Raw genomic sequence first — 25237 nt, forward strand, 5'->3', positions numbered from 1 at the left:
GGGGAGCTGTAGTAACGTGCGTGCCTGACCCAGGTCACGAGTTCGCAAACGGAGGGGTCGTAAAGTGCCACCTCGTCGATCAGCGGGTCTGATCGCCGTTGTCGCGACCATGACCTCCCTCATCCCCGGGGCCGCCGAGGCACGATCCGGACCGCCGGCCTCCGCCCAGGGGCAGTCGAGGTCCCCGGTCCTCGTTCAGGCCCAGCCGGGTTCCCCGATCTCCGTCCAGGCCCAGCCAGGGTCCCTGGTCTCCGCCCAGGCCCAGCCGGGTTCCCGGGTCTCCGCTCAGGCCCAATCTGGATCCCCGGCCTTCGCTCAGGCCCGGGCGGGATCGCAGGCCTCAGCCGTGCTGCGCCGTGATCCGACGAGCCTTCTGGAGCTGCGCCGCGAGGCCGAGAAGGCGACCAAGGAGCTGGAAGACGCCACGAAGGCGCTCCGGGACCGGCAGGCCAAGATCCGGACCTCGGAGAAGGAGCTGTCGAACAAGCTGCGCGAGCTCCAGGCCGCCGACCGCGCCTTCGCCCAGATGCGGCAGCCGCTGTCGGACATCGTCGGCCTGCTCTACCAGCAGCCCACGGGCGGTGACCTGGCCGGATTCCTGTCCGGGGATACGAGCGAGGAGACGTTGCAGGCCATGGCCTCCGCCACCCAGATCGTGGCCGAGCGGGACCTCGTCCTGGCGGAGAGCAGCCGCCTGCAGGCCGAGCGTGAGAAGCTGGCCGCCCAGGCCCAGGAGCTGCGGGCCGACAGACTGCTGTCCGAGGCGCAGGCGAACGCCGAGATCGAGGCGCTCCGGGCCCGGTCCGGCAAGATCGTTAAGTCGCTGACCCAGGCGCTGGTGAAGCTGGGCGTAAAGGTCGACAAGTCGGGCCAGCCAGCCCAGGGATGCAACCCGGTCCAGGTGGGCATGTCGGACCAGTTCTCCAACGGGCTGATCCCCAAGGCGTACCTCTGCCCGCTCCCGCAGCCCGGCAGCGAGCTGCGCGGGGACGCGGCGCTCGCGTTCATCAGCATGAACGAGGCGTACAAGAAGCAGTTCGGCAAGTCGATGTGCGTGACCGACAGCTACCGGAGCCTCGCCGAGCAGCAGTCGGTCTACTACCGCCGCCCGGGCTTCGCGGCCGTCCCGGGGCGGAGCAACCACGGCCTCGGCCTCGCCGTCGACCTGTGCGGCGGGGTGCAGCAGTTCCGGTCGGCCCAGTTCAACTGGATGGAGGCCAACAGCAAGAAGTTCGGGTGGTTCCACCCGAAGTGGGCCTACGTCAGCCCCTTCGAGCCCTGGCACTGGGAGTACGACCCCAAGCTCGGCTCGCTGCTGTGACACCCTCCCCGGCCTCCCCGCCCTTCCCGGCTTTCCCGGGCCGGGCGGAGGACCGGCCGGTCGGGGCCGGCCCTGTCATCCGCGCGGGCCGATGGTGATCGACAGATGGCCGCCCGCCTGAGCCGAGGCCAGCCTGACGGCCTGCTCGGCGGTGGTGGCCAGCACGACCAGGGCACCGTGATCCGACCGGTCGCCGAGACCGGCCAGGACGGTGACGCCCTCGGCCACGACCCGGGCCGGGACCGCGCCCTCCCAGGTGGCGGAGGCGGCGAGGACGTTGACGACGTCGCCGGGCGACAGCAGCCGAGCCGCCTCGGAGTCGGCGACGCGGACCGGCGTGGCGACCGTTCCCGGGCCGTGCGCGGCGAGCAGGCCCGGACCGAGGAGGCGAACGTCGGTGATGGGCTCCCCGCGGCGGGCCGGCCCGGCCAGCACCTTCCCGGCGACCGGAACGCCGGGCCGTAGCGCGCCGTCGGGGACCGTCCCCGGCCGGAAGGCGGCCGTGGTGACGTCGCGCGCCGTCAGCACGCCTCCGGAAAGGTTCTTGGCCGCCACCAGGACGGTCACCGAGGCGGTCTCCGGCCGCAGCGCGACGACGGCGCAGGCGGCGGCCAGGGCGGCGACGGCGGTGGCGGCGAGGCGGTGGTAGCGGCCGAGAAGACGGCGGAACGCGCGCATGACGGACTCCATCGTGAGAGTGGGAAGAACCGGGTGGCGCGGTACCCGTGGATGATCACGCCCCGCCGTACGGCGGGGCAGGCGGTCACTCGGGGAGGTCGAAGGGGAGCTTGAGGCCGTCGAGGGCGCTGGAGCACGGGCAGGCGCGCTCCTCCGGGAGGGCGGTGACGACCTCGGTGACGAGGGAACGCATGCGCTCGACGTTGGCGGCGAAGAAGGCCAGGACCTCCTCGTGGGTGACGCCCTCGCCTGCCTCGACCCCGGCGTCGTGGTCGGTGACCAGGGACAGCGAGGTGTAGCACATGGCCAGCTCGCGGGCGAGGATCGACTCGGGGAAGCCGGTCATGCCGACGATCGTCCACCCGTTGGAGCTGAACCAGCGGGACTCCGCGCGGGTGGAGAATCGGGGGCCCTCGATGACCACGAGGGTGCCGCCGTCGACCAGGTCCCACTGGGCGGAGCGGGCGGTGGAGACGGCCGCCGCGCGCCCGGCCGGGCAGTAGGGGTCGGCGAAGGCGACGTGCACGACGCCGTCGGCGTCGTAGTACGTCTGGACGCGGCCGGAGGTGCGGTCGACGAGCTGGTCGGGGACGACCAGTGCGCCGGGGCCCACCTCGGGACGCAGGGAGCCGACCGCGCTGGGGGCCAGGACCTGGCGGACGCCGAGGGAGCGCAGGGCCCACAGGTTGGCGCGGTAGGGGATGAGGTGGGGGGCGAAACGGTGGTCGCGACCGTGGCGGGGGAGGAAGGCGACCGTGCGGGAGCCGATGCGGCCGACGGTGATGACGTCGCTGGGCGGGCCGTAGGGCGTGGAGACCTCGACCTCGGTGGCGTCGTCGAGCAGGGAGTAGAAGCCGGAGCCGCCGATGACCCCGATTTCCGCGCGAGTGACCATGGCGCCGAGACTAGCGCGGCCGGCGGCCCGGCGATGAGGCCGGACCGTGCCTGTGGACAACGGGCGGGCACCGGGCCGCGCCTGTGGACGACTGCCGCTGGTCCGCTCCCGAGTGGGAGCGGACGGGCTCAGGCGGCGGGGGCCGAGCTGCTCGCCGGGGTGGAGGCGGTGCTCTTCGACTCGGACGAGGAGCCGGACGGCTTCGACTCGCCGGACGAGCCCGACGAGCCCGAGGAACCCGACGACCCGGAGGAGCTCGACGAGCTGGAGGAGCCCACGGTGCTGGAGGAGGAGGACCGGCTGTCGGTCCGGTAGAAGCCGGAGCCCTTGAAGACGATGCCGACCGCCGAGAACACCTTGCGGAGCTGGCCGGAGCAGGACGGGCACTCGGTCAGGGCGTCGTCCGAGAACTTCTGGACGATCTCGAACTCGTTGCCGCACGTGTTGCAGGCGTACTGGTAAGTGGGCACGCGCTCCTCCTCGTTGGTTCACGCCGGTTGGCACTCTACAGACGCGACTGCTAATGGTATTCGGCTGACAGGGGTGAACGCGAGTCGGGCCCTTGCCATTCCGCCACTCAGCGAAGGCACCCGCCGGACAGCGAGGGCATCAGCCGGCCGGCGAAGGCACCCGCCGATCGGCGAAGCCATCCTCCGGCCGGCGAAGGCACCCGCCGGTCGAAGAAGCCATCCGCCGGTCAGTGGCCGAGTTCGCCGAACCAGCCCGCCAGCTTGCCCCGGCGGCTGATCGCCCTGATCCGCCGCTCGACCGGGTCGCGGCAGGCGGCGGTGGTCACGACCAGGAGCTGGTCGTCCACCTTGATCCTGGTGGTGTCGGTGGGCACGAACGTCCGGCCGTCCCTGACGATCAGCGTGACCTGGGCGTCGGTGGGCAGCCGGAGCTCGAAGATCTCCACACCCTGCAGCTTGGAGGTCGGCGGGATCTTTATCTGCAGCAGGTCGGCGTTGAGCTCCTCCAGCGGCGCCGACTCCACTTCGAGGTCCTGCGCCTCGTCCACCCTGGACAGCCCGAGCCGGGTGGCCACGAAGGGCAGCGTCGGCCCCTGGATCAGGGTGTAGACGACCACGATGACGAACACCTCGTTGAACACGAGCTTGGCGGAGCCGTCGCCGGCCGTGCTCGCCGCCCAGGGGATGGTGGCGAGCACGACGGGGACCGCGCCGCGCAGTCCCGCCCACGACAGGAACGCCTGCTCGCGCCAGTTGAGCCGGTCCACCCGGGCGATCCGCACCAGGAAGGCGCAGACCACGATCGACAGCGGCCGGGCCACCGCGACCAGGATGAGCCCGGCCACCAGCCCCGGGACGATCGCCGACGGCATCTCCGAGGGACTGGCCAGCAACCCCAGCATGACGAACAGGCCGATCTGCGCGAGCCAGGCCACTCCTTCGGCGAACCCCCGGGTGGCGGCGCGGTGCGGCATCCGGGAGTTGCCCATGATCAGCGCGGCGAGGTAGACCGCGAGGAAGCCGCTGCCGCCCAGGTGGACGGCCCCGGAGTAGGCGACGAACGCCAGGGCGAGAACGGCGATCGGATACAGGCCGGAGACCGGCAGTGCGATCCGGCGCAGCGCGTACACGCCCAGGGGGCCGACCGCCAGGCCGACGGCGGCGCCCACCGTCAGCTCGACGACCACCTCCAGCAGCGCGTGCCCCACCGAGGGCGAGCCCGCCGTGCTCAGCAGCACCACCGCGATGACGGTGGGGGCGTCGTTGAATCCGGACTCTGCTTCCAGGGTGCCCGCCAGGTGGCGCGGCAGCGGCAGCCGGCGCAGGACGGAGAAGACGGCCGCGGCGTCGGTCGAGGCGAGCACCGCGCCGATGATCAGGGAGGTGCGCAGGTCCAGGTGGAGCAGCAGGTGGACCGGTACGGCGACGGCCACGATGCTCACTCCCACGCCGACGGTGGCGAGCACCGCCGCGAGGGGGACCGCCTTTTTGACGTGGTTCCAGTTGGTGGTCAGGCCGCCCTCGGCGAGGATGACGGCCAGGGCGATCAGCCCTATCTGCTGGGCGATCTGCGGGTTCTCGAACTGCAGGCCCAGGCCGGACTCGCCGACGAGCAGGCCGATGCCGAGGAAGATGAGGAGGCTGGGCAGGCCGGTACGGTGGGCGACGCGCACCGCGACGATGGCCGCGATCACCACGCCGGCGCCCAGAAGAAGCCAGACGTCGACGTTCATCTGGCCCCCTCTCCTACCTCGGCGACCATTCTGTCGTATTCGGTCTACTACTCCGTCTCACCCGTCCGATGAGAGCCGTGCCGCACGTCCGGGCGCACGGTTCACACGGTCCCCTCGGAGCGCGGCCGTACGGCGCTTCGGCCCCTCGGCCCCTCGGCCCCTCGGCTCCCCGCCGTACGGCTCACCCCGTCCGCCCGGCGGGCGGTTCCGGACGCGAGGTCGTACGGCTCATCCGGCCAGGCGGGGGTTCCCCGGCGTGCGGCCGTACGGCTCATCCGGCCAGGCGGGGGTTCCCCGGCGTGCGGCCGTACGGCTCATCCCGCCAGGCGGACGATCCCCTCCGGGGTGGCCGCGTAGCGGACCGGCACGTCGTGCGGCTCGGCCGGCACGCCGTCCATCAGCTCGCCCTCGTGCAGCAGCGCGACCGTCGGCACGTTCGGGCCGACCCGGGCCAGCGCGCGGTCGTAGGAGCCGCCGCCGCGGCCGAGCCGTACGCCGGTCGCGCGGTCCACGGCCAGCGCGGGCACGATGACCAGGGCGGCGGTCCGGATCGCGTCGACGCCGCGCCGGGTGTCGACCGGCTCCATGATCCCGAAACGGCCGGGGGCGAGGGTGTCGGGGCCGTCGTACACCGCCCAGTCGAGGTCGTCGTCGTCACGCAGCACCGGCAGCATCACGGTCGCGCCGTGCTTCCACAGCGCGAAGACGAGGCCGTGGGTCTCGGGTTCGGCGCCGATCGACCAGTAACAGGCGACCAGCCCGGCCATCTGCACCCAGGGCCGGTCGAGCAGGGCGTCCCTGATCCGGACGGAGGCCGCGTGCCGCACGTCGCCGGGAACGGCGGCCCGCGCGTCCTCGATGACCGACCGCAGCCTCGACTTGTCCACAGACGCCTCCGTTATGGTTTCGGTTATGACCGACTTCCATTCTGTGACCAAAGCCGTAGTCCCCGCCGCGGGGCTGGGCACGCGCTTCCTGCCCGCCACCAAGGCGACCCCCAAGGAGATGCTCCCGATCGTCGACAAGCCGGCGATCCAGTATGTCGTGGAGGAGGCCGTCTCCGCCGGTCTGCTGGACGTGCTGATGGTGACCGGGAAGAACAAGCGTTCCATCGAGGACCATTTCGACCGGGCGATCGAACTTGAGGACGTGCTGGAGGCCAAGGGCGACGACGAGCGCCTGTCCAAGGTGCGTGAGCCCGCCGACCTTGCGACCCTCCACTATGTGCGGCAGGGTGAGCCGCGCGGCCTCGGCCACGCGGTGCTCTGCGCCAAGCAGCACGTGGGGGACCACCCGTTCGCCTGCCTGCTCGGTGACGACCTGATCGACCAGCGTGACGAGCTGCTCAAGCGGATGATCGAGGTGCGCCAGACCCATGGCGGCAGCGTCATCGCGCTGATGGAGGTGCCCCAGGAGCAGGTGTCCCTGTACGGTTGCGCCGCCATCGAGCCCACCTCCGACGACGACGTGGTGCGGGTGACGGACCTGGTGGAGAAGCCGCCGGCGGACGAGGCGCCGTCCAACTGGGCCATCATCGGCCGCTACGTGCTCGACCCGGCCGTGTTCGAGGTGCTGGAGAACACCGGGCCCGGCCGCGGCGGCGAGATCCAGCTCACCGACGCGCTGCGCACCCTGGCGGGCCGCGGCGAGGACGAGGGCGGTCCGGTCCACGGCGTGCTGTTCCGCGGCCGTCGCTACGACACCGGCGACAAGCTCGAATACCTGCGCACGGTGGTGAAGTTCGCCGCGGACCGGCCCGACCTCGGACCGGACTTCCTGCCCTGGCTGAAGGAATTCCTGGCGTCTCGATGAACCATCCCATGAGAACGGTCGACGACCACCTCTCCGACATCCTGCGGACCGTGCGGACGCTCGCGCCGTTGGAGATCGATCTCGACCAGGCGCTGGGCACCACCCTCGCCGAGGAGGTCACCTCCCCGGTGCCGCTGCCGTCGTTCGACAACTCGGCCATGGACGGCTACGCCGTACGGGCCGAGGACCTCGCGACGGTGCCGGCGAAACTGCAGGTGCTCGGCGACATCGCGGCCGGCGCCGGCCGGACGCTCGCCGTCGGCCCCGGCACGGCCGTACGGATCATGACCGGCGCCCCGGTGCCCCCGGGCGCCGACACCGTGATCCCGGTCGAGTGGACCGACGGCGGCACCGTCGAGGTGCGGATCGACCGGCAGGCGCCGGAGGGCAACGCCATCCGCCGCGCGGGCGAGGACGTCTCCGCGGGTCAGGCCGTGCTGCCGGCGGGCACGCCCATCGGGCCGGCGCAGCTCGGCATCCTCGCCGGGGTCGGCCGCCGCCGGGTGCTGGTACGGCCCCGCCCCCGGGTCGTGGTGATCTCCACCGGCGCCGAGCTGGTGGAACCCGGCGCGCCGCTGGAGGCCGGGCAGCTGTGGGAGTCCAACAGCTACACCCTGGCCGCCGCCGTCCAGCAGGCCGGCGGGGAGGGCTACCGCGCCGGGATCGTGGCCGACGACCCCGCCCGGTTCCTCGACCAGCTCGACGCCCAGTTGCTGCGGGCCGACGCCGTGATCACCAGCGGCGGTGTCTCGATGGGCGCCTACGAGCCCGTCAAGGAGGCCCTCTCGCCGCTCGGCACGGTCCGCTTCGAACGCGTCGCGATGCAGCCGGGCATGCCGCAGGGGTTCGGCGTCGTGGGTCAGGACCAGATTCCGATCTTCGCGCTGCCCGGCAATCCGGTGTCGTCCTTCGTGTCGTTCATGCTGTTCGTCCGTCCCGCGCTCCTGAAGATGCGCGGCCTGGCCGCCGGGCCCCCGTACAGCGTGCGGGGGGTGACCGCCGCGCCGCTGCGCTCGCCGCAGGGCAGGCGGTCCTACCTGCGCGCCGTGCTCGGCCACGACGGCACGGTCACGCCGGTCCGGGGGCAGGGCTCGCACCAGCTCGCCGCCCTCGCCTCGGCCAACGCCCTGATCGTGGTCCCCGAGGACGTCACCGAGCTGCCCGAGGGGTCGAACGTGGAGGTCATCCCACTGTGAGCGGATTCACACACATCGACGAGACCGGTGCCGCCCGCATGGTCGACGTCTCGGCCAAGGACGTCTCCGCCCGTACGGCGAGCGCCACCGGCAAGGTGCTGCTGTCGGCCGAGGCGGTCGCGCTGCTGCGGTCGGGGGAGATCCCCAAGGGCGACGCGCTCGGCACCGCCCGGATCGCGGGGATCATGGGCGCCAAGCGCACCCCCGACCTGATCCCGCTCTGCCACCCGATCGCCCTGCACGGTGTGAAGGTCGACCTGGCGGTGACCGACGACGGGGTGGAGATCACCGCGCGGGTGAAGACCGCCGACCGCACCGGCGTCGAGATGGAGGCGCTGACCGCGGTCTCCGTCGCGGCGCTCGCGCTGATCGACATGGTCAAGGCGGTGGACCCGGCGGCGGTGATCACCGATGTGCGGGTGGAGGAGAAGACGGGCGGCAAGACCGGGGTCTGGACCCGTCCGTGACCGGCCGCCTTGAGCAGACGTGGATGAGGACCGGGTGATCGGGTGAGGGCTTTGGTGATCACGGCGTCCAACCGGGCCGCCGCGGGGGTGTACGAGGACAGGTCCGGCAGGCTGCTCGCCGAGCTGCTGGCCGAGGCCGGGTGCGAGGTGACGGGCCCGCGGGTGGTGCCCGACGGCGAGCCGGTCGAGGAGGCGCTGCGGGCCGGGGTGGCCGAGGGGCACGACGTGATCGTCACCACCGGCGGCACCGGTCTGACACCCGCCGACCTGACCCCGGAGATGACGCGCCGCGTGCTCGACCGGGAGATCCCCGGCATCGCCGAGGCCGTCCGCCAGTCCTCCCGGGACAGGGTGCCCACCTCGATCCTGTCCCGAGGGCTCGCCGGGCAGGCCGGGAACACCCTGGTCGTCAACCTGCCGGGCTCCTCGGGCGGGGTCCGCGACGGCATGGCCGTACTCGCGCCGATCCTCAGGCACGCCGTGGACCAGATCCGCGGGGGAGACCACCCACGCTGACCGTGCCGGCCCGGGGGAGGACCCCGCCGGTACGGCGGGCGGCGGGCCGGAGGCGGAGGCCGGAAGCCGGGGCGGGGTCCTGCTCCGGGTTCGGGACCTCCTGGCCTGGGTTCGGGGCCTCCTGGCCTGGGTTCGGGGCCGGGATCGTCCCGGGACTGTTCCGGCCGGGCCGGTGCCGCTCGGCCGTGCCGGGGTCGCTCGTGCGGGCCGGTGCCGCTCGGGCCGGGCCGGGACTGCTCGGGCCGGTTCGGGGGAGAGAGTCCGTGGCACGGTGGCACGCCTTGGGAGGATGATGGAAGGCGTGGATCGACTACGTGGCTGGCCGGTGACCCTGACGGAAGGACCCGTGGGGCTTCGGCCGTTGCGGCTGAGGGACGTGCGCGTCTGGCGCGAGTCGCGGCTGCGCAACGCCGACTGGCTGCGTCCCTGGGAGCCGAGCAACCCTGAGACGCCCCTGTTCCGCACGGGGCTCGGTCCCTACGTGTCGATGACCGCCACGCTGCGCCGGGAGGCCCGGCAGGGGCTGGCGCTTCCCTGGGTCGTCACCTACCGGGGGGCGTTCGCCGGGCAGCTGACCGTCGGCGCGATCGTCTGGGGGTCGGCCAGGTCCGCGCAGGTCGGCTACTGGGTGGACAGCGCCGTGGCGGGCCGGGGCATCATCCCCACCGCCGTGGCCATGGCCGTCGACCACTGTTTCTTCACCACCGGCCTGCACCGCATCGAGGCGAATATCCGCCCGGAAAATCACGCGAGCCGTAGAGTGGTTGAAAAGCTCGGTTTCCGGGAAGAGGGCATCAGACGTCGGCAATTGCACATTGACGGCGCCTGGCGTGACCATATTTGTTATGCGCTGACCGTTGAGGATGTGCCCAGAGGGCTGCTGACCAGGTGGCGCAGGGACCGCGAAGCGGCGGCGCACGGAGGCGCTCCGCACGAAGAGGTTTGAAGATCTCGCGACACACCGCATCGAATACTCGTCAAATAGTGACACGCGGTCTTACGGTGCGTGACGTGAGCACATCGAGAGCGCCAGCGGACCAGCGGCGCTTTCGTGCTGCCCGGAGGTGGCCGTGAGCGGGAGCGTCCTTCTCTATCTGGCCATCGTGGTGATGTGGCTGTGCGTGCTCGTGCCCATGTGGTTGCGCCGTGACCGGCCCGCCTACACCGACACCGAACCCGGCGCGGACGCCGAAGCCGACGGCGTGGCGGACGTCGATGCCGACGCCGTCACCGTCGCCGAGCCGTACGGCCCGGCCGCGCGGGCGTCCGAGGACGAGGACGGAGGCGGTGACACGCGTGCCGAGCCCCCCGCCGGGCCGGCCGCTGACGGTGACGCCTCCTCCGCAGCGCCCGGTCACCGGCTCCCGCCGTCCGCGGCCGAGCGCCGACGCGCCGAACGGCGGCGCAGGGCCGCCCAGGTGGCCAAGCGCAGGCGGCTGACACTGTGGTGCGTGCTGCTGCTCCTCGCCTCCGTGGTGACGGCCGCGACCCAGGTGATCCCCTGGTGGGGGACAGCCCCCTCGGCCGTCCTCCTGGTCGGCTACCTGATGGTCCTGCGGAGCGCCGTGAGGGTCGACGCCGAACGGCGCAGAGCCGCCGCCCTGGCCAGGGCGGAGCGTGCCAGGCGCGCCCGCCGGCGCGCCGAGCTGGAGGCCCGGCGGCCGGTGGCGGAGGTCATCGACCTCACCGCGGTGCGTGACGAGCTGTTCGACCAGTACGCCGAGACACCGCGCCGCGCGGTCGGCGACTGACGTCCATTGACGTCCCCGTCGGCGGGGCGTCCAGCGGAGACCTCGCCCGTTCCCGGCTCCGGCATGCTTCCATCGGCCTTCAGCCGGATCAGGGCGTCCGGCTCACCGGCCTCGGCCAGGACGGATTCCGGCCGGATCAGGGCGTCCGGCTCACCGGCCTCGGCCAGGACGGATTCCGGCCGGATCAGGGCGTCCGGTCCGCCGGCCCCGGCCAGGACGGATTCCGGCCGATGAAACCCAGCAGTCTGGTCTGGACATCCGCGTCATCGGGCACCCCGATCCGGGCGCCGTACTGGCCGGAGGAGCGAAGGACCTGCTCCATCTGCTCCATCCCGGCGAGGAGCTGAGCGCAGAAGCCGGGGTCCAGCCGGTCGTCCTGGCCGGTGGCCCTGGACAGGTCCCAGGTGTGCATGAACACGTCGGCGGTGTAGAACTGATCGATCGCGGTGTCCAGCGGCAGGCTGCCGATGTGCGGATTGGTGAGTTTCCGGTGCGCCGTCTCCGGATCGTCCAGCACCGCCTGCACGCCGTCGCGGTGCGCCTGCCACGCGGCGACCGGGTCCTCGTCCACCGACGGTCCGCGGGGCAGGTCGACGCCGGCGCCGGAGGCGAGGAGCCCGGGCAGCCATTCGACCAGGTGACGCACGACGTCGCGGGCGGTCCAGCCGGCGACCGGGGACGGCGCGTCCCAGGACCGGGTGCCGCGGACCCGGTCGGTGAACAGTCCGGCGACCTGCCGGTGCCGCTCGGCCGGGTGGTCAGACAGTGCCATCGGTGAGCATCCTCTCCAGCTTCGCGTGACCTTCGCCGACACCGACCTCCATGCCGCCGCGCAGCCACGCGTCACGACTCTCGAAGCTGTCGACCAGCGACTGCGTCCGCAACCGCGTGCGGCCGTCGCCCAGGTCCTCGAACCACAGCGTCTCCAGCGCGACCCCGTCGGGGTCTCCCTCGAACGTGAAGGTCTGCACGATGCGGTCCGGCCGTACCTCGTGGAAACAGCCGTGGAACCCGTACTCCGTGCCTCCGTGCGCCGAGACGTACCGCCAGCTGCCGCCGGTGCGCGCGTCCCAGTGCTCGATCCGGGTGACGGTGGCGTCGGGACCCACCCACCGGGCGAACAGCGCGGGATCGGTGTGGGCGCGGAACAGCCGCCCGGGCGTCGCCGCGAAGTCACGCGTCATCCGGATGACCGGCAGCCTCGGGTCGGCTTCGATGGCCGTCTCCGTGACCCTGTTCATGCTCATCTTCCCTCATCTCCTCCAGGACGGCGTCAAGGCGGCGGTAGCGCTGCTCGACGCGGTTCCGGTGACGCTCGATCCAGGTGTCCATCAGGTCGAAGGCCTGCGCCTCCAGGCGCACCGGCCGGGGCTGCGGCCCCGGCGGACGGCTGACGAGCCCGGCGTCCTCAAGCACCCGCAGGTGCTTGTAGACGGCCTGCAGCGTCATCCGGTACGGCTCGGCCAGCCGGCTCACGGTCGCGTCGCCCTCCGAGAGCCGGGCGACCATGTCGCGCCGGGTCGGATCCGCGAGGGCGGCGAAGACCCGGGACAGCGTGTCCGTGCTCATCACTCCTCCGGGTTTCAACTCAGCGGTTGAAAGGATCCTAGGCCGTAGATCATCCGCCTATCAACCCCACGGTTGAAAGCTTCGTTTCGTGTCGCATGTCGACCGTGTCGGGTCGTCGGCTCCGACACCGTGATGTGGCTCACGCCGAACGGCCGCTCCCGCGCTGTACCGTGCGGCCGCTTCCCGGCTCGGACGCCGCTGCCTGCGGCTTCCCGCCGTACCGCGCCGCCTCTCCCGGCCTCCCGCGCGATCCCCTCGATCCACCCGCCCTCGGGTGGCGCGAGCGGCTCCAGAAGTTTGCTAACCTAGTGCAGGTCTTGGGGATGTAGCGCAGTCCGGTAGCGCACTTCGTTCGCATCGAAGGGGTCAGGGGTTCGAATCCCCTCATCTCCACCCAGGTCAGAGGCCGCTTCCGAGAGATCGGGAGCGGCCTTCTGCGTTGTCGGGTGGCCGACCGAGTGACTACGGCCGTACCCCGTCCAGAGGCCCTGGTCATCGCGGGATCATGGACTTCCTCCCAAGATCCGCGCGGGAGGACGAGGCGTTGCGGGTCTGGGCGGAAGGAAGGCGATGAAGCACCGTGTGCTGCTGTGCTGGACGAGCGCCGTTCTGCTGTCGCTCCTTCCTCATTGGGGTTTCCTGGACGCTGACTCAGGGATTCAGATCTGCGCTTATCTGAACACTGAGGGTGGGTACACCGGTCCTGACGTGCTCGCCTTGGGCTTCGGCGCCATGGCTACGCTTCTTCCCGTCGTCCTGGTGGTGCAGGCAGTGGCCATATGGCGATCCTCAGGTAAGAGACTCCGCTTCCTGACATGGATCGGGGCTGGTGCGGCGCTCATGACGGCCGCCTACTACGCGCTCTCGGTCGTCACGTTCTTCTCCCCCTACTGTCCCTTGGGTTCGCAGGGGCTATGGTTCGTTCTTCTGCTCTATGGAGGTATAGCCGCGCTTCTCGTCGCCGGCATACGGCGCAGCCGCCGAGCGAACGCTGGTGCGCAGCCGTGAGCCGTGCTCAGTCGTGCGGGAAGATCTGGTCCATCGCTTCGGCCCCTTCCAGGAGCATGGGGCGGAGCTGCTTGCGGTAGACGGTCTCTGTCACCGCGGCTTCGAACTTAGGCAGCGCGTCAGGTCATGGCATGCTCCAGGGCGGGTGAACACTTAGGCCGTCAGCGGGCAGGCCGTCAACTCCCAATGGACTTACCGCTATCGGAATCCTGTTCGTACTGGCCAAGGTACGTCGCACCGCATCGCGCCTGGCCCTGTCGTCCCGTAACGACCGGGCTCTGTTCCTGTCGGTGGCGGTTGACAGCATGCCGACATGGCTATGCAGCCCCTCGACATCTCTTGGCTCCGCGGCGAATACGGCGGGGAGTGCTACGGCTTCATCTATATCCGTGCCACTCCTGAACAGGTGGTCACCCGCCTCGGTGGCCGATGGGAGGACTTCACGCCGGGCCCTTTCCCTGAGGACCCGGATCACTACCCACTCGACGGGGAGCCGCTAGGCGTCACCTCCATCGGCGAGTGGACGTTCGTTTTCGATCCTGACTGGCTCGGCACCCGCGAAGAGGCGATCGCCCAGCTCTCCAAGGGCACCCGCCTTGTCTCTCAAGCCGCACTCGGCATCGAGGACATCGACTACTTCTACTGGTGTGAGGACGGCGAGATCAGATTCGCCTGGGGCGACGAGGACAACTACTTCGTGGAGATCCCGGACGAACTCGCGGACACGATGGCGGAGATCGACAAGCTCTACCCATCGTTTCCCCGGTTCTACCAAGGGCCGGCTTTCCTGCTCGTCGAGCACCTGACGGGGATCAGAGCGACGGAGCAGTTGCTGAAGGGCTCGACGCTGATGTGGGGTGTCGTCCCGGAACCGGCCAAGTCGTAACGTTGGTCGGCGGTGAGCCTTTCCTCCTGAAGTCGCAGTTCAGAGCGGGTGATCCGGTTGAGGTGAGCACTCAGGCCGTCGCCGGGCGATCCCGCTGAGTCAAGCGACTCCACATCACCCGCTTCCGAGCTGTTCGACTGGGAGCTGAGTGACCAACTGGGTGACAACAGCCACGGACGGGGCCGGGCGATCACGGACGACGAGGGACCGTCCCCGCAGCTCAGGAAGCGCATAGACCAAGGACCCGACCCCGGCGAAATGGCTTCACATGGGAGGGTGCAGGGGTTCGAATCCCCTCATCTCCACCAGGACGAAAGGCCCGGTTCCAGGTCATGGAGTCGGGCCTTCGACGTGCTGAGATCCTTCCAAGGACAGGGCGTGTTGAGGGCTGTCCGCCTACACTCGAAGACATGGGTGCCATGCGCGAGGAGCTTCACCACCTGGTGGATCAGGTGCCGGAAGCAGAGCTCCGGCCGGCCTTGGAGTTGATCCGGGGCTTCCTGGAGGAGCATGAGGAGGAGAGCGAGCGGGACCTGCCGTTCTTCGCCTCGTTCGAGGATGAGCCGGATGCGTCCGAGAAGTATCGAGAGATCCTGCGCTCCAGATCGGGCTTCTGACGTGCTCCTGTGCGACTCGGGTGTGCTCATCGCGGTCGGGAGCAAGAAGGACAGGCACCATCACGCGTGTCTCGATCTGCTGCGCCGTACCAAAGGACCGATCCTTGTGCCGTCGCCGGTGCTTGGTGAGGTGGGGTATTACCTGACGGCCCGGGTCGGTCCCGAGGCGGAGCTGAACTTCCTGAGATCCTTCGGCGGCAACGGCTTCCGCCTGGCCGAGCTTGAGGACAGAGACCTCGTTCGCATGGCGGAGTTGGCGCAGCAGTACATCGGCTTCCCTCTGGGAATCGTCGACGCGTCGGTCATCGCGGTGGCCGAACGCTTGGGGCTGTCGACGATCGCCACGGTCGATCATCGGCACTTCCGCGCGGTGAGACCTCGCCATGTCGATGCGTTCGCCCTCCTGCCGGAAGGGATCACGAGCTTCGGCTGAATGGTCGGGACCAGGACAGACTCATGATCAGCGAAGGCCGGCCGGAGTCAGTGAGAAGTCAGCGAACCCGCTGGCACGAGGACGCGGCCGGGATCATCAGACGGTACTGGCACGGCACCTGACGGCACCGGACGTCATCCGATGAGCTGGTCCGGCACGTCCCACCAGTGTTCGCATCGAAGGGGTCAGGGGTTCGAATCCCCTCATCTCCACAAGGTCGAAGGCCGGTTCCGAAGTCGGGACCGGCCTTTTCGATTTTCTGGGTGACTATGCCTTGCTAAGGTGATCGCCCATGGGTGAGTTCGCGTCCCTTGAGCTAGTCCGCCTCGGGGACGACGAGGCCCATGTTGTCGTGCAGGTGAAGGGGCAATCAGCGCCGTCCGAAGATGTCCTCGATGCACGGATCCTGGTTGCCAGCGAGTTCATGAGGGGCGAGCTCGGTACCTACCTGCTTCCTGATGATCTCGATCAGTGGGTAGTAGCGCTCGATGAACTCGCTGCCGGACGCGACGTGTGTTGGATGGACGACGGACGGGCTCCCGAGATTGAGATCCGGTTGTGCCAGTCGTACGGCGGGGCTGAGGTATGGGTCAAGGATCATCCTGCATCGCTCGTGTGGGTCCGGTTGCTCGTACGCCTGGAGCCTGGATGGATCGAGAATCAGCGCTCCAGGCTGCGACACGTCAGACAGATGTGGCTTGGTCAAGGGTGAGGTGATTTTCCCGTCGCTCTGGGAACAGATGGTCCATCGCTTGGGCTCCCTCCAACAGAGTCGGCCGGAGTTGCTTCCGGTAGACGGTCTCTGTGACGTCGGTGCTGCGGTGGCCGACCAGGCGCGAGATGGTCTCGATGGGCATGCCGGAGTCCGACAGCAGTGAGACGAAGCCGTGGCGCATCTCGCGGGGTGTCCACTCCTGGGTGTTGAGGCCGGCCTTCTTGAGGACGTCCCGGAACGAACGGCGGACGTTGTGGGAGTCCAGCTCCGTGCCGACCTTGGACGCGAACACGAGGCCGTTGTCCTGCCGGCTCGCGCCCGCCGCCTTGCGAGCCACGTCCTGGCGCTCACGGTGGAGCTTGAGTGCGTCCACGCACCGTCTCGGCATGGCCAGTGTGCGTCGGGACCTGCGGGTCTTGGTGTCGCCGCCCTCCCGGACCGAGCGCCAGACCATGATGGACGGCGGGGTGCCGTCGAGGTCGACGTGGGGCCAGGTGAGCGCCCGCAGCTCCTCCGTCCGCGCCCCGAGCAGCAGCGGCAGCACGATGTAGGCGTGCAGCGCCGTACCCTCGGACGCCTTGAGCACGGCTTCCGCCTGGTCGAGGGTCAGCGACTTCGACGGGACCCATCACCTCTGCCCCCTCCAGCATCGCGGGCCGGAGCTGCTTTCGATATACGGTCTCAGTGACGGTGGTATTGCGGTGGCCGACCAGGTGAGAATGTGGCCGCCATCGCCCAACCGGAGGCCGGCCTGGCCGTCCGGCTGTGGCCCGCTTCGCCCACCGGGACTGGTGAAAGCTGACCCGCGCCGGATCCTCGCCCTGGTGAGGGCATCGTCGATCCTTCCCCTGCCCTGCCGATCGCAGGGCAGGCGAAATCCAGGCTCGACGCCTCCCCAAAGGCCCCCATTCGAGTTGCTCTCGGGAGCGCGCGAGCCACCGTCGGTTGGAACCTGGAGGGTGCTCACGCGACCTCGGATGCCGCCGAGGGCCTGATATCGGCGGCGCCCTGCTCGTCCCAGCAGGTCTGCAAGAGAGCGAGGGTCTGCTCGACGACCCAGCGCTGTTCTCCTGGGCCGGAGCCGCGCCCGGTGCCACGGCGGGTGATCAGCGGCCGTACCTGCAGTTGCCGGACCAGGTGGCGGTACGTGTCGTGGTCGTGGCCGCGATCGGCGAGCACGACCTCGGGCCGCTGCCGGGGTCGGCCGCGCGCGGCCGGTCCAGGGGCCCTCGTGCAGGCGCTGCCGGACACCGGCGGCGCCTGCACTCCGACGGCATCAAGCCACCGCCGGACGCTGCCACCACCAGCGCAGATCCCAACCATGATCCCGAAGCGTCACCGGAGTACTAGATGAGCCCTCGCCCCATGGCCACGACGACCGCCGCGGCCCTGCTGTCGACGCCGAGCTTGGCGAAGACGTGTTTCAGATGCGTCTTCACCGTCGTCTCGCTGATGAGCAGGGCCCGGGCGATCTCCTTGTTCGCCGAGCCCCGCGCCACCAGGCGCAGCACCTCCAGTTCGCGCGGGCTCGGCTCCTGGACCGGGGGCTTGCCGATGAGCGCGGACGCGATCGACGGGGCCAGGACGGCGCCGCCAGCGGCGGCCGTACGGACCGCCCGGTGCAGGTCCTCCCGCGGCGCGTCCTTCAGCAGGTAGCCCGCCACTCCGGCGGCCATGGCCCGCGTCACGTCGGCGTCCGTGTCGTACGTCGTCAGCACGATCACTTTGATCTCCGGGTGGTCCATGCGGAGCCGCTGGATCGCGCCGACACCGTCGAGGCCGGGCATGCGCAGGTCCATCAGCACCACGTGCGGCCGCGCCCGCCTGGCCATGACCAACGCCTCGAACCCGTCGGACGCCTCCGCCACGACCTCGATGTCCGCCACGTGGTCGAACATGCCGCGCAGTCCGTCGCGGACCACCGGGTGGTCATCGACGATCATCAGTCTGAGGGGATGCGCAGGCACAGCGCCGTCCCTTCTCCCGGTGCCGACTCCACCGTCAGTGTGCCACCCACGCTGCCGGCCCGCTCACGCATGGCCGCCAGCCCGTAACCCGCGCTCCGTACGGCCGGGTCGAAGCCCACCCCGTCGTCGAACACGTCGAGCGTCACCTCGTCGTCCATATAGGTCAGCGTGATCGCCACCCTGCCCGCCCGGGCGTGTTTCGCCGCGTTCGACAGCCCTTCCTGCACCGCCCGCACCAGCGTTGTTCCCACCTCGCCGGACAGCGGCCGGGGCGTGCCCTCCACCGACACGGTCGCCGTCACCCCCGACGTCCGCGACCACCGCCCGGCCACCTCGGTGAGCGCCGCGTCGAGCCGCGCGTCGGCGAGCGGGCCAGGCCGCAGCGCGTCGACCGAGCGCCGCGCCTCCCGCAGGTTGTCGCGCGCGAGGTCCTTGGCCAGTGCGATCCTCTTCTGCGCGGCGGGCAGATCGGGCATCGCCTGCTCGGCCGCCTCCAGTTGGGTGATGATCCCGCTCAGCCCCTGCGCGAGGGTGTCGTGGATCTCCCTGGCCAGCCTCGCCCGCTCCTCCAGCACGCCGACCGTCCTGTTCTGCGCGCTCTGCCTGGACACGTAGTCCACGAACAGTCCGATCGCCACCACCAGACCCGAGCTGCCGATGAGCCGCCAGACGGAGTTGGGCTCGTCCAGGTAACCCCTGGCCGCGAACGTGCTGAGGACCGTCGCCACCGCCCCCACGTAGGACCAGGGGGTGGCCAGCATCAGGTACGGCTGGGGCATCAGCCCGAAGATCACCACGTCGAAGGACCGATTCCGCGTCACCAGCGCGATGTAGAGCGCGCAGATGACCGCCAGGTGTATCGCCATCGGGCTGAGCCGCCCGAGCAGCCGCGGCCGCCGTACGACGAAGAAGCCGTGCCAGCCGGCCAGCAGCGCGACGATCCCCAGGGTCAGCGGGTCGGGGGCCGCGTCCTCGCCGAACGAGAGGACCAGTCCGAGCGCCAGGCAGGCGTAATAGAGCACGTGGAAGGCGCGCAACCAGCGCGCCTCCCAGATGTTCACGCCCTCACTCCCATCGGAACAGCGTGGCGGCGACGGCCGTGGCCACCACGATTATCCCGGCGAGGATCAGCAGGGGGAAGACCGCGGCGGTGCCGGACCAGGCGACGCGAAGGGCGTCCACGCCGGGGGTCAGGGGCAGGAAGTCGCCGATCCGGCGCAGCGCGTCGGGCAGGGCCTTCCTGGGTACGGCCGCGCCGGACAGGAAGATCATCGGGAACATGACCAGCATGCCGATCAGGCTCGCGCCCCTGGTGTTGCGCACGACGGCGGCTATCACGAAGCCGAGCGAGCAGGCCATGACCGAGCAGAGCAGGAAGGCGGCGGCCAGCACGGGGACGTTGCCGGGCGCCTGCGCGCCGAACGCCGCGATCGCCGTGGCCACCAGGAGCACCGAGCCCGCCAGGCCCGCGGCGACCTGCGCCACCAGTTGGGCGCCGAGCAGCAGGACGGGGGAGATCGGCGTGGTGGCCAGCCGCTTGAGCACCTTGCGCTCCCGGTAGGAGGCCACGATGCCCGGCAGCGCGCCCATCCCGCCGATGGCGACGATCATCGCGAGATACCCGGGGACCGCGTCGCCGTCGCCGCGCTTGAGCACCAGCAGCATGAGCGGAAAGGCGATCATGAAGAACAGTGAGGCGGGATCGCGGAGCAGCAGCCTGAGCTCGGTGGCCGTCAGAGCGGTGAACGCCTTCATCGGTCTGCTCCCTCCAGCGCGAAGTAGGCCTCTTCCAGCGAGGCGGTCCCGGTCTGAGCGACGATGTCACCCGGCGTGCCCATGGCCCGCACGCGGCCGCGGGCGAGGACGGCGACCCTGTCACAGAGCGCTTCGGTCTCGTCGAAGTAGTGGCTGACCAGCACGACGGTGGTGCCCGTCATCTTCAGGTCGTTGACCAGCCGCCAGGTCTCGCGGCGCGCGATCGGGTCCAGGCCCGTGGTCAGCTCGTCCAGCACGACCACCTCGGGGGCGCCGACGAGGGCGAGCGCGAGCATCAGCCGCTGCTTCTGCCCGCCGGACAGGTCGCCGAACGCCTTCCTTGCCAGAGGCTGGAGACCCCAGCGCTCCATCAGCTGCCGCCAGTCCGCCGCGTCGCGATAGAAGGAGCCGAACATGCGCAGCGCCTCGGCGACCTTGATCCGCTCGGGCAGAGAGCTCTCCTGCAGTTGCGCGCCGATGCGCTGGGCCAGGGCCCGCCGCCGGCGCGCGGGGTCCTCGCCGAGCACCCGCACCGCGCCCGCGTCGGGTCGCCTGAGCCCGATCAGGCACTCGACGGTCGTGGTCTTGCCCGCACCGTTGTGGCCGACGATCCCGAACGTCTCACCGGCCCTGACCGTGAACGTCACCCCGTCCACGGCCCGTGTGTCTCCGTACGTCTTGCGCAGGTCCGTCACCTCGATGGCTTCCATGCCTCAAGGTTCGTGCGGGGGCGAGCCGTACGGCATCATCCATCACGTCGTCCGGCATCCCCCGTTCGGAGGATGGTCGCGCGGGCAAGCTCCGTGGCCATGCTCGGTGCTCCGGTGGCGGCGCCACCGGGCATGGGGCCGGCCGGGCCCGCCGCGGCCGTGTTCGGCACCCGGGCCGTCCTCGGCGCCACCGCGGCGCCGGCCGTACTCATCACATTCGCGACCTTGCCGGTGCCATCGGTGCGGCGGATCCGCGGAGACGGTTCTCCGGCTGAACAGAACCAGCGGCCCTCCGGCTCCCAGACCGCCAGAGAGGAGGGCGAGACCGCGACCACCCGGTAGGGCGGGGGTGAGCTCTTCGGGAAGCGATCCTCTTGCAGTCGGGAAGCGATCACCCAGGCACCCTTGGAGCACCCGGTGAAAGCGACTCGTGAACACCCCGCCCAGGCCAGAGGCCGTTTCCGAGAGACCGGGAGCGGCCTTCTGCGTTGCCGGGTGACCAACCGAGTGACTACGGTCCATCCACGGGGGTCGTGCCCCTCCGGGTTTCGCGGAGTCCAGTGACGAGGTGTCTCAGCGGTGAGCGATTCCAGTCCCGTGACCGTGTGGGTCTTCCTGGGCGAGGACGCCCAGTGGCCGTCAGGCGTGTTCCGGACGCGAGAGCGCGCAGAGTCTTGGATCAAGGCCGGCAAGCTGACGGGGATGCTCACGGAATACCCCCTCGACACAGGTGTCTACGACTGGGCGATCGAGCACGGCCACTTCCAGCCCCGCGCCGCCCATCAGCAGACCCCCTCGTTCGTCGGGCGCTTCACGACCGCGTGCCAGGAGCACTTCCACTACGCCGAGGGTGACCCGGACTGAAGCGCCTGCATCAAAGATCTTGTGACAGGATCTCGGGATGCTGCGACTCACCGATTTCATCATCGACTGCCCGGACACGATGAAGCTGGCGGCCTTCTACTCTGAGGTGACGGGCCGTCCGATCAAGGAAGGCAGCCACGAGGACTGGGCCGGCATCAAGTTCGGCGAGGTCGAGCTGGCCTTCATCCGGGTGGACGACTACCGCGCTCCGCAGTGGCCCGACGGTGAGCACCCCAAGCAGTTCCACCTCGACTTCGAAGTGGACGAGATCGAGTCCGAGCAGCGCCGCGTCCTCGACCTCGGTGCGACGCTGCAGCAGGACTTCATCGGCCCCGAAGGCTACGGCTGGCGGGTCTACACCGACCCGATCGGCCATCCCTTCTGCCTGTGCCGCAACAAGGGCGTCATCTGGACCGACCAGGGCCCGATCTGGCCCAAGCGCGACTAGAGGGCTTACTCGTCTGTCCGAGTGTCAGTCGCACTCCTCGGACCACCTGTTCGGCGGTGTACCGCAGCCGCCCGTGCTGTGACACCTCGATGCCGTGGAACCGGTGCCCACCCGGGGCCCCGCACCGAGAACGGGAAGACGCACCTCCTGTTGTGCTCGTTGATCCTGTACGGTTCGCCGGCCTGCAGGGCACCCAAAGCGATGGTCTTCCGGGAAGGGGTCGGTGATGACGACCTGGGTCCCCTCATGGACGCCTGCGTAACCGCCCTCCACCCGGCATTTCTGCTCCGAAATCATGTTGTCCGAGGCACCTCCGGCGACGCTCGCTGTTTTCTTGTCAGAAAGAGACATCCGGCGAGGTGGACGCTCTCGCCGGGCATGGGTCTACGTCAGAGTGCTGAGCTAGGAGCCGGGAAAGAGTTCGTCCATCGCCTCGGCCCCTTCCAGGAGCATCGGGTGGGATCGCCTGCGGTAGACCGTCTCCGTCTTTTGCCTCATGCGTGGTGCGCCGGCGTCGGCGAGGATGGGTGCGATCCCGGAAGCGCGAAGAAGGAGCCGACGCGATGACGAAGTACCTGATCTCGTTCCCGAGCGGCGCCATGGTCTTTCCCGACGAGGATCTGCAGGCGGTTTCGGATGCGTCGCACGCTGTGGTGCAGGAGGCGAAGGACGCCGGCGTCTGGGTGTTCGGCGGTGGCATCGACGAAAGCGTTCCGCCTGTCATGGTGGATGGGGATGGGACCGTGACCGAGGGAACATACCCGCAGACGCAGCAGCTCGAAGGCGGCTACGCGGTTCTGGAGCTGCCGTCCCGCGAGGCGGCACTGGAGTGGGCCGCGAAGATCGCGGTCGCGTGCCGATGCGCGCAGGAGGTCCGCGCGTTCCAGTACGATCCCGCCGGCTGACGGGCCTCGACCTCGCTGGGAATCGCATTCCGCCTCGGCCGGATCCCCTCTTCGCCCCAGCGCCGTTCATGTTCCGCGGACGACCCGGGGATGCCGCCGGATTCATCGGGTGGGCGCCCGTCGGATGCCGATCATCTCGGTGTACGGGTCCTCGCCGGCGAGGACCTTGCTCCGCGCCGCCATGGTGGCGACACCCGGCGCGGTGATGTCGGGCTTCAGCCCCCGTCGCTTGTCCGCGGACCCTGGCTGGAGAAGCGGGCGAGTTGATCGGCACCGTCCACCGCGCCGACGGCGAGCGCCGCGGCGGCGGTGGCAGGGGAGGCGACGGTGCCCTGCTCGCCGTAGTTGCCCGCCGCCACCACGAAGAGCACGCCGTACCGCTCGGTCAGCGTCCGGACGGTCTCCTCCAGCGGGTCGAGGCCGGGTGGCCTTCCCCGTCGTCCTGGAACCTTCCGCGCGGCAGAGCCGGGTGGCCTCCCGCGTCATCCTGGAGTCTTCCACGCCGTAGGACCGGGTGACCTCCCGCGTCACCTCGGAGTCTTCCGCGTCGCAGGACCTGTCGGCATGCCGATCGAGCGGTGCGGGCCCTTGCCGTCCCCATGGCCGCTCCACCAATTACGAAACTGTAGTTGCGCAATCCCGGGGTGAGGAGTAGCTTCTTTTTCGCTACCTGAGTTTCGTAATGGGGAGGTCGGCATGGTGCCTCGGGGACGGCCGCGTGACATGGAGGTTGACGAGCGGGTGCTGCGGATCGCCGCCGCCCTGATACTCGAGCGCGGCTACACCGGTCTGTCCATCGACGAGGTGGCCGAGCAGGCGGGAGTGGCCAAGACCACGCTGTACCGCCGCTGGCCGACCAAGGACCACCTGGCCGTCGCGGTGGTGGCGCGACTGCAAGCCGATGACGAGATCACCGACACCGGCGACATCCGGGCCGACCTCGTCAACTATCTGGAGAAGATCGCCGCCGGGCTCAACCGCATGCGCGCGGCCGGGCACCGCCAGGGCCCCTCCGCCGGAGCGGTCGGCGAGCTCGTGGCCGCCGCGGCCAGGCACGAGGACATCGGCCGGCTGACCCGCGAGCAGTACGCCGAGCGCAACGCCCTCGCGCTAGCCCTGATCGAGCGGGCGCGCGTGCGCGGCGAGCTGCGCGCGGACCTCGACGCCGAGGCGCTGTTCGACCAGATGGCCGGCGCCCTCTACTACCGAGTAATGATCACAGGCGCGCCGGTCGACCGGGCCTACGCAGAACGGCTCGTGTCCTCCGCGCTCGAAGGGAACCTGACATGTCACTGATCGTGGAAACCGCCGTCGTCCGCGAAGTCGACGCCGAGACCATCATCTCGCCCGCGGCGACCGGACGGCTGCTGATCGACTCCAGCGACACCGGCGGCGCGCTGAGCACCATCCGGATGACGCTCGCCGAAGGCGCGGATGGCGCCGTGCCCCACCACCACGCCACCTCCACCGAATTTTTCTACATTCTGGAGGGCAAGGCCCGCATCCTGTCGGGCGAGCAGATCGTGACGCTGGAACGGGGCGACGTTGCGGCCGTGCCCCCGCTGACACCCCACGCGTTCGCCGCCGCCCCCGGCCACACCGCCGACCTTCTCATCGTCGTCGCCCCCGGGATCCAGCGCTTCGAGTACTTCCGCCTGCTCGACCGCCTCCGCCGGGGCGAGGCCACGCTCGAGGAACTGCTGGCCTCCCAGGAGCTCTACGACAACCACTTCCTCGACAGCCCCGCCTGGACCCGCGATCGCCAGGCGTCCTGACCCCCACCCGTGCTGAAGGAGACCTTTCATGTCCGCGAAGCTGCCGTCCCGTGTCACGATCGGCACCATCCTCTCTGTCATCGGTGCCCTCTTCATCGGCTACGTCGGGGTGAGCTATCTGCTGGCTCCCCAGTCCATGGCGCCCGATTTCGGCCTGCCGACCTGGCCGCACGGTGAGGGCGCGGGATTCCTCGCCGTCAAGGGGGTCCGGGATGTCGTGTCCGGCCTGGTGATCGTCGCGGTCGCTCTGGCAGGGAACCGCCGTGTCCTGGGATGGGTCATGCTGGCCATCGCGCTCACCCCGATCGGCGACATGTTCATCGTGCTGTTCTCCGATGGGGCGCCCGCCACCGCCTTCGGTGTGCACGGCGCCACCGCCTTGGCGGTCATGGTCGCCGGTGGCCTGCTGCTCAGCGGTTCCCGGCCCCAGACTCAGATCCAGACCCAGACCCAGACCCAGACCCAGGCCCAGCCCTCCGCGCGCCTCGCATAGCCCCGCAGGTTTTGCGACGGGCCGGTGATCTGCCCGGATTCCATCAGGAGCCGGGAAGAGATCACCCTCCTGCCGGAAAGCGGTCTTCTGCGAAGACATGTCCGGCCAGGCCGTACACACCCGTGAACACCCCGGTCGGGGCCGTTCCCGAGACGGCTGGTGGTCGGTTGACGAGATCCTGTCCGATCGACTTGATCGAATGGGATTCCGTCGTTTTCCGGGTCGGTGGGGTCGTTGGAGGGCTTGTCCGAGC

General features: G+C 70.0%; 33 protein-coding genes and 1 tRNA gene. 19 read left to right on the forward strand and 15 right to left on the reverse strand.

The features are described from left to right. Positions 1–109 precede the first annotated feature (109 nt). Positions 110–1321 carry a D-alanyl-D-alanine carboxypeptidase family protein gene (locus IEZ10_RS39875; RefSeq protein ID WP_189246376.1) on the forward strand — a complete coding sequence of 404 codons (1212 nt, stop codon included), beginning with the start codon at positions 110–112 and terminating at the stop codon, positions 1319–1321. 75 nt (positions 1322–1396) lie between these two features. On the opposite strand, the gene IEZ10_RS10950 is transcribed toward IEZ10_RS39875, so the two are convergent. The 5 genes from IEZ10_RS10950 to IEZ10_RS10970 all read right to left on the reverse strand — a co-directional run bounded on the left by IEZ10_RS10950 (position 1397) and on the right by IEZ10_RS10970 (position 5984). After that, complete coding sequence (locus tag IEZ10_RS10950; RefSeq protein WP_229811142.1) at positions 1397–1999, reverse strand: CpaB family protein; 603 nt, start codon at positions 1997–1999, stop codon at positions 1397–1399. Positions 2000–2084: 85 nt separating this feature from the next. After that, the gene (locus IEZ10_RS10955; RefSeq protein ID WP_189246378.1) at positions 2085–2894 is read right to left on the reverse strand and encodes an S-methyl-5'-thioadenosine phosphorylase; all 810 of its coding nucleotides are present in this window, start codon (positions 2892–2894) and stop codon (positions 2085–2087) included. Positions 2895–3022: 128 nt separating this feature from the next. Further along, a complete protein-coding gene (locus IEZ10_RS10960) occupies positions 3023–3364 on the reverse strand; it encodes an FmdB family zinc ribbon protein (RefSeq protein WP_189246379.1) in 342 nt (113 codons plus the stop codon). Between the two features lie 227 nt (positions 3365–3591). Further along, on the reverse strand, positions 3592–5097 hold the full coding sequence (locus IEZ10_RS10965; RefSeq protein ID WP_189246380.1) for a potassium/proton antiporter: 1506 nt from the start codon (positions 5095–5097) through the stop codon (positions 3592–3594). Positions 5098–5411: 314 nt separating this feature from the next. Then, on the reverse strand, positions 5412–5984 hold the full coding sequence (locus IEZ10_RS10970; protein WP_189246381.1) for a 5-formyltetrahydrofolate cyclo-ligase: 573 nt from the start codon (positions 5982–5984) through the stop codon (positions 5412–5414). Positions 5985–6009: 25 nt separating this feature from the next. On the opposite strand from IEZ10_RS10970, the gene galU reads away from it, so the two are divergent. The 6 genes from galU to sepX all read left to right on the forward strand — a co-directional run bounded on the left by galU (position 6010) and on the right by sepX (position 10839). Then, a complete protein-coding gene (gene galU / locus IEZ10_RS10975) occupies positions 6010–6909 on the forward strand; it encodes a UTP--glucose-1-phosphate uridylyltransferase GalU (RefSeq protein ID WP_189246382.1) in 900 nt (299 codons plus the stop codon). Between the two features lie 8 nt (positions 6910–6917). Beyond that, a complete protein-coding gene (gene glp, locus IEZ10_RS10980; protein ID WP_189246383.1) occupies positions 6918–8105 on the forward strand; it encodes a molybdotransferase-like divisome protein Glp in 1188 nt (395 codons plus the stop codon). Further along, entirely contained in the window at positions 8102–8572 is a 471-nt protein-coding gene (gene moaC, locus IEZ10_RS10985; protein WP_189246384.1) for a cyclic pyranopterin monophosphate synthase MoaC, read from the forward strand. The genes glp and moaC overlap by 4 nt, the downstream gene beginning before the upstream one ends. A gap of 42 nt (positions 8573–8614) precedes the next feature. Beyond that, a complete protein-coding gene (locus IEZ10_RS10990; RefSeq protein ID WP_189246385.1) occupies positions 8615–9088 on the forward strand; it encodes a MogA/MoaB family molybdenum cofactor biosynthesis protein in 474 nt (157 codons plus the stop codon). A gap of 292 nt (positions 9089–9380) precedes the next feature. Beyond that, on the forward strand, positions 9381–10034 hold the full coding sequence (locus IEZ10_RS10995) for a GNAT family N-acetyltransferase (RefSeq protein ID WP_179825727.1): 654 nt from the start codon (positions 9381–9383) through the stop codon (positions 10032–10034). Positions 10035–10158: 124 nt separating this feature from the next. Then, complete coding sequence (sepX, locus tag IEZ10_RS11000) at positions 10159–10839, forward strand: divisome protein SepX/GlpR (RefSeq protein ID WP_229811143.1); 681 nt, start codon at positions 10159–10161, stop codon at positions 10837–10839. 184 nt (positions 10840–11023) lie between these two features. Here the strand turns inward: sepX and IEZ10_RS11005 are convergent, their stop codons facing one another. From IEZ10_RS11005 to IEZ10_RS11015, 3 genes are read right to left on the reverse strand one after another with little or no spacing between them, the layout of a single operon-like run. Next, positions 11024–11611, reverse strand: a complete 588-nt coding sequence (locus IEZ10_RS11005; RefSeq protein ID WP_189246386.1) for a TIGR03086 family metal-binding protein — start codon at positions 11609–11611, stop codon at positions 11024–11026. Beyond that, the gene (locus IEZ10_RS11010) at positions 11598–12080 is read right to left on the reverse strand and encodes an SRPBCC domain-containing protein (protein WP_189246387.1); all 483 of its coding nucleotides are present in this window, start codon (positions 12078–12080) and stop codon (positions 11598–11600) included. The genes IEZ10_RS11005 and IEZ10_RS11010 overlap by 14 nt, the downstream gene beginning before the upstream one ends. Continuing rightward, positions 12013–12408, reverse strand: a complete 396-nt coding sequence (locus IEZ10_RS11015) for an ArsR/SmtB family transcription factor (RefSeq protein ID WP_189246388.1) — start codon at positions 12406–12408, stop codon at positions 12013–12015. Before IEZ10_RS11015 ends, IEZ10_RS11010 begins: the two co-directional genes overlap by 68 nt. A 319-nt stretch (positions 12409–12727) precedes the next feature. Here IEZ10_RS11015 and IEZ10_RS11020 point away from each other — a divergent pair. The 6 genes from IEZ10_RS11020 (at position 12728) to IEZ10_RS11045 (ending at position 16064) form a co-directional block, all read left to right on the forward strand. Next, positions 12728–12801 (forward strand) — tRNA-Ala (locus IEZ10_RS11020). Positions 12802–12978: 177 nt separating this feature from the next. Next, positions 12979–13416, forward strand: coding sequence for a hypothetical protein (locus IEZ10_RS11025; protein WP_189246389.1), 438 nt, complete (start codon positions 12979–12981; stop codon positions 13414–13416). A gap of 313 nt (positions 13417–13729) precedes the next feature. Further along, positions 13730–14302, forward strand: a complete 573-nt coding sequence (locus tag IEZ10_RS11030; protein ID WP_189246390.1) for a DUF6461 domain-containing protein — start codon at positions 13730–13732, stop codon at positions 14300–14302. Between the two features lie 410 nt (positions 14303–14712). Then, positions 14713–14919 carry a hypothetical protein gene (locus IEZ10_RS11035; RefSeq protein ID WP_179825708.1) on the forward strand — a complete coding sequence of 69 codons (207 nt, stop codon included), beginning with the start codon at positions 14713–14715 and terminating at the stop codon, positions 14917–14919. After that, positions 14870–15352, forward strand: coding sequence for a type II toxin-antitoxin system VapC family toxin (locus IEZ10_RS11040; protein WP_268246296.1), 483 nt, complete (start codon positions 14870–14872; stop codon positions 15350–15352). The genes IEZ10_RS11035 and IEZ10_RS11040 overlap by 50 nt, the downstream gene beginning before the upstream one ends. 292 nt (positions 15353–15644) lie before the next feature. Next, a complete protein-coding gene (locus IEZ10_RS11045) occupies positions 15645–16064 on the forward strand; it encodes a DUF5959 family protein (protein ID WP_189246392.1) in 420 nt (139 codons plus the stop codon). Here the strand turns inward: IEZ10_RS11045 and IEZ10_RS11050 are convergent. The 6 genes from IEZ10_RS11050 to IEZ10_RS11075 all read right to left on the reverse strand — a co-directional run bounded on the left by IEZ10_RS11050 (position 16036) and on the right by IEZ10_RS11075 (position 20499). Continuing rightward, positions 16036–16677 carry a site-specific integrase gene (locus tag IEZ10_RS11050; protein ID WP_189246552.1) on the reverse strand — a complete coding sequence of 214 codons (642 nt, stop codon included), beginning with the start codon at positions 16675–16677 and terminating at the stop codon, positions 16036–16038. The genes IEZ10_RS11045 and IEZ10_RS11050 overlap by 29 nt on opposite strands. A 353-nt stretch (positions 16678–17030) precedes the next feature. Beyond that, positions 17031–17318 carry a hypothetical protein gene (locus IEZ10_RS11055; protein WP_229811146.1) on the reverse strand — a complete coding sequence of 96 codons (288 nt, stop codon included), beginning with the start codon at positions 17316–17318 and terminating at the stop codon, positions 17031–17033. Positions 17319–17413: 95 nt separating this feature from the next. Beyond that, a complete protein-coding gene (locus tag IEZ10_RS11060) occupies positions 17414–18010 on the reverse strand; it encodes a response regulator (protein ID WP_189246394.1) in 597 nt (198 codons plus the stop codon). After that, complete coding sequence (locus tag IEZ10_RS11065) at positions 18010–19095, reverse strand: sensor histidine kinase (RefSeq protein ID WP_189246395.1); 1086 nt, start codon at positions 19093–19095, stop codon at positions 18010–18012. Before IEZ10_RS11065 ends, IEZ10_RS11060 begins: the two co-directional genes overlap by 1 nt. A gap of 4 nt (positions 19096–19099) precedes the next feature. Next, positions 19100–19789 carry an ABC transporter permease gene (locus IEZ10_RS11070; protein WP_189246396.1) on the reverse strand — a complete coding sequence of 230 codons (690 nt, stop codon included), beginning with the start codon at positions 19787–19789 and terminating at the stop codon, positions 19100–19102. Then, positions 19786–20499 (reverse strand): ABC transporter ATP-binding protein, encoded by a 714-nt coding sequence (locus IEZ10_RS11075; protein ID WP_189246397.1) that lies wholly within the window; start codon positions 20497–20499, stop codon positions 19786–19788. Before IEZ10_RS11075 ends, IEZ10_RS11070 begins: the two co-directional genes overlap by 4 nt. Positions 20500–21078: 579 nt before the next feature. Here IEZ10_RS11075 and IEZ10_RS11080 point away from each other — a divergent pair. From IEZ10_RS11080 to IEZ10_RS11090, 3 genes are all read left to right on the forward strand, one after another. Continuing rightward, entirely contained in the window at positions 21079–21363 is a 285-nt protein-coding gene (locus IEZ10_RS11080) for a DUF7710 domain-containing protein (protein WP_229811147.1), read from the forward strand. A 37-nt stretch (positions 21364–21400) separates the two neighbouring features. Next, positions 21401–21811 carry a VOC family protein gene (locus tag IEZ10_RS11085; protein ID WP_189246398.1) on the forward strand — a complete coding sequence of 137 codons (411 nt, stop codon included), beginning with the start codon at positions 21401–21403 and terminating at the stop codon, positions 21809–21811. A gap of 563 nt (positions 21812–22374) precedes the next feature. Further along, a complete protein-coding gene (locus tag IEZ10_RS11090) occupies positions 22375–22716 on the forward strand; it encodes a YciI family protein (protein ID WP_189246399.1) in 342 nt (113 codons plus the stop codon). 215 nt (positions 22717–22931) lie between these two features. On the opposite strand, the gene IEZ10_RS38870 is transcribed toward IEZ10_RS11090, so the two are convergent. Next, positions 22932–23087, reverse strand: a complete 156-nt coding sequence (locus IEZ10_RS38870) for a S8 family serine peptidase (protein ID WP_229811148.1) — start codon at positions 23085–23087, stop codon at positions 22932–22934. Positions 23088–23439: 352 nt separating this feature from the next. On the opposite strand from IEZ10_RS38870, the gene IEZ10_RS11100 reads away from it, so the two are divergent. The 3 genes from IEZ10_RS11100 to IEZ10_RS11110 are packed head-to-tail and all read left to right on the forward strand — an operon-like array spanning position 23440 to position 24984. Beyond that, positions 23440–24012, forward strand: coding sequence for a TetR/AcrR family transcriptional regulator (locus IEZ10_RS11100; RefSeq protein ID WP_189246400.1), 573 nt, complete (start codon positions 23440–23442; stop codon positions 24010–24012). After that, positions 24003–24491, forward strand: a complete 489-nt coding sequence (locus IEZ10_RS11105) for a cupin domain-containing protein (RefSeq protein ID WP_189246401.1) — start codon at positions 24003–24005, stop codon at positions 24489–24491. The genes IEZ10_RS11100 and IEZ10_RS11105 overlap by 10 nt, the downstream gene beginning before the upstream one ends. A gap of 28 nt (positions 24492–24519) precedes the next feature. Beyond that, positions 24520–24984, forward strand: coding sequence for a DUF4267 domain-containing protein (locus IEZ10_RS11110; protein WP_189246402.1), 465 nt, complete (start codon positions 24520–24522; stop codon positions 24982–24984). Positions 24985–25237 lie beyond the last annotated feature (253 nt).

This window comes from Streptosporangium pseudovulgare, from assembly GCF_014648055.1.
Taxonomy (GTDB): domain Bacteria; phylum Actinomycetota; class Actinomycetes; order Streptosporangiales; family Streptosporangiaceae; genus Streptosporangium; species Streptosporangium pseudovulgare.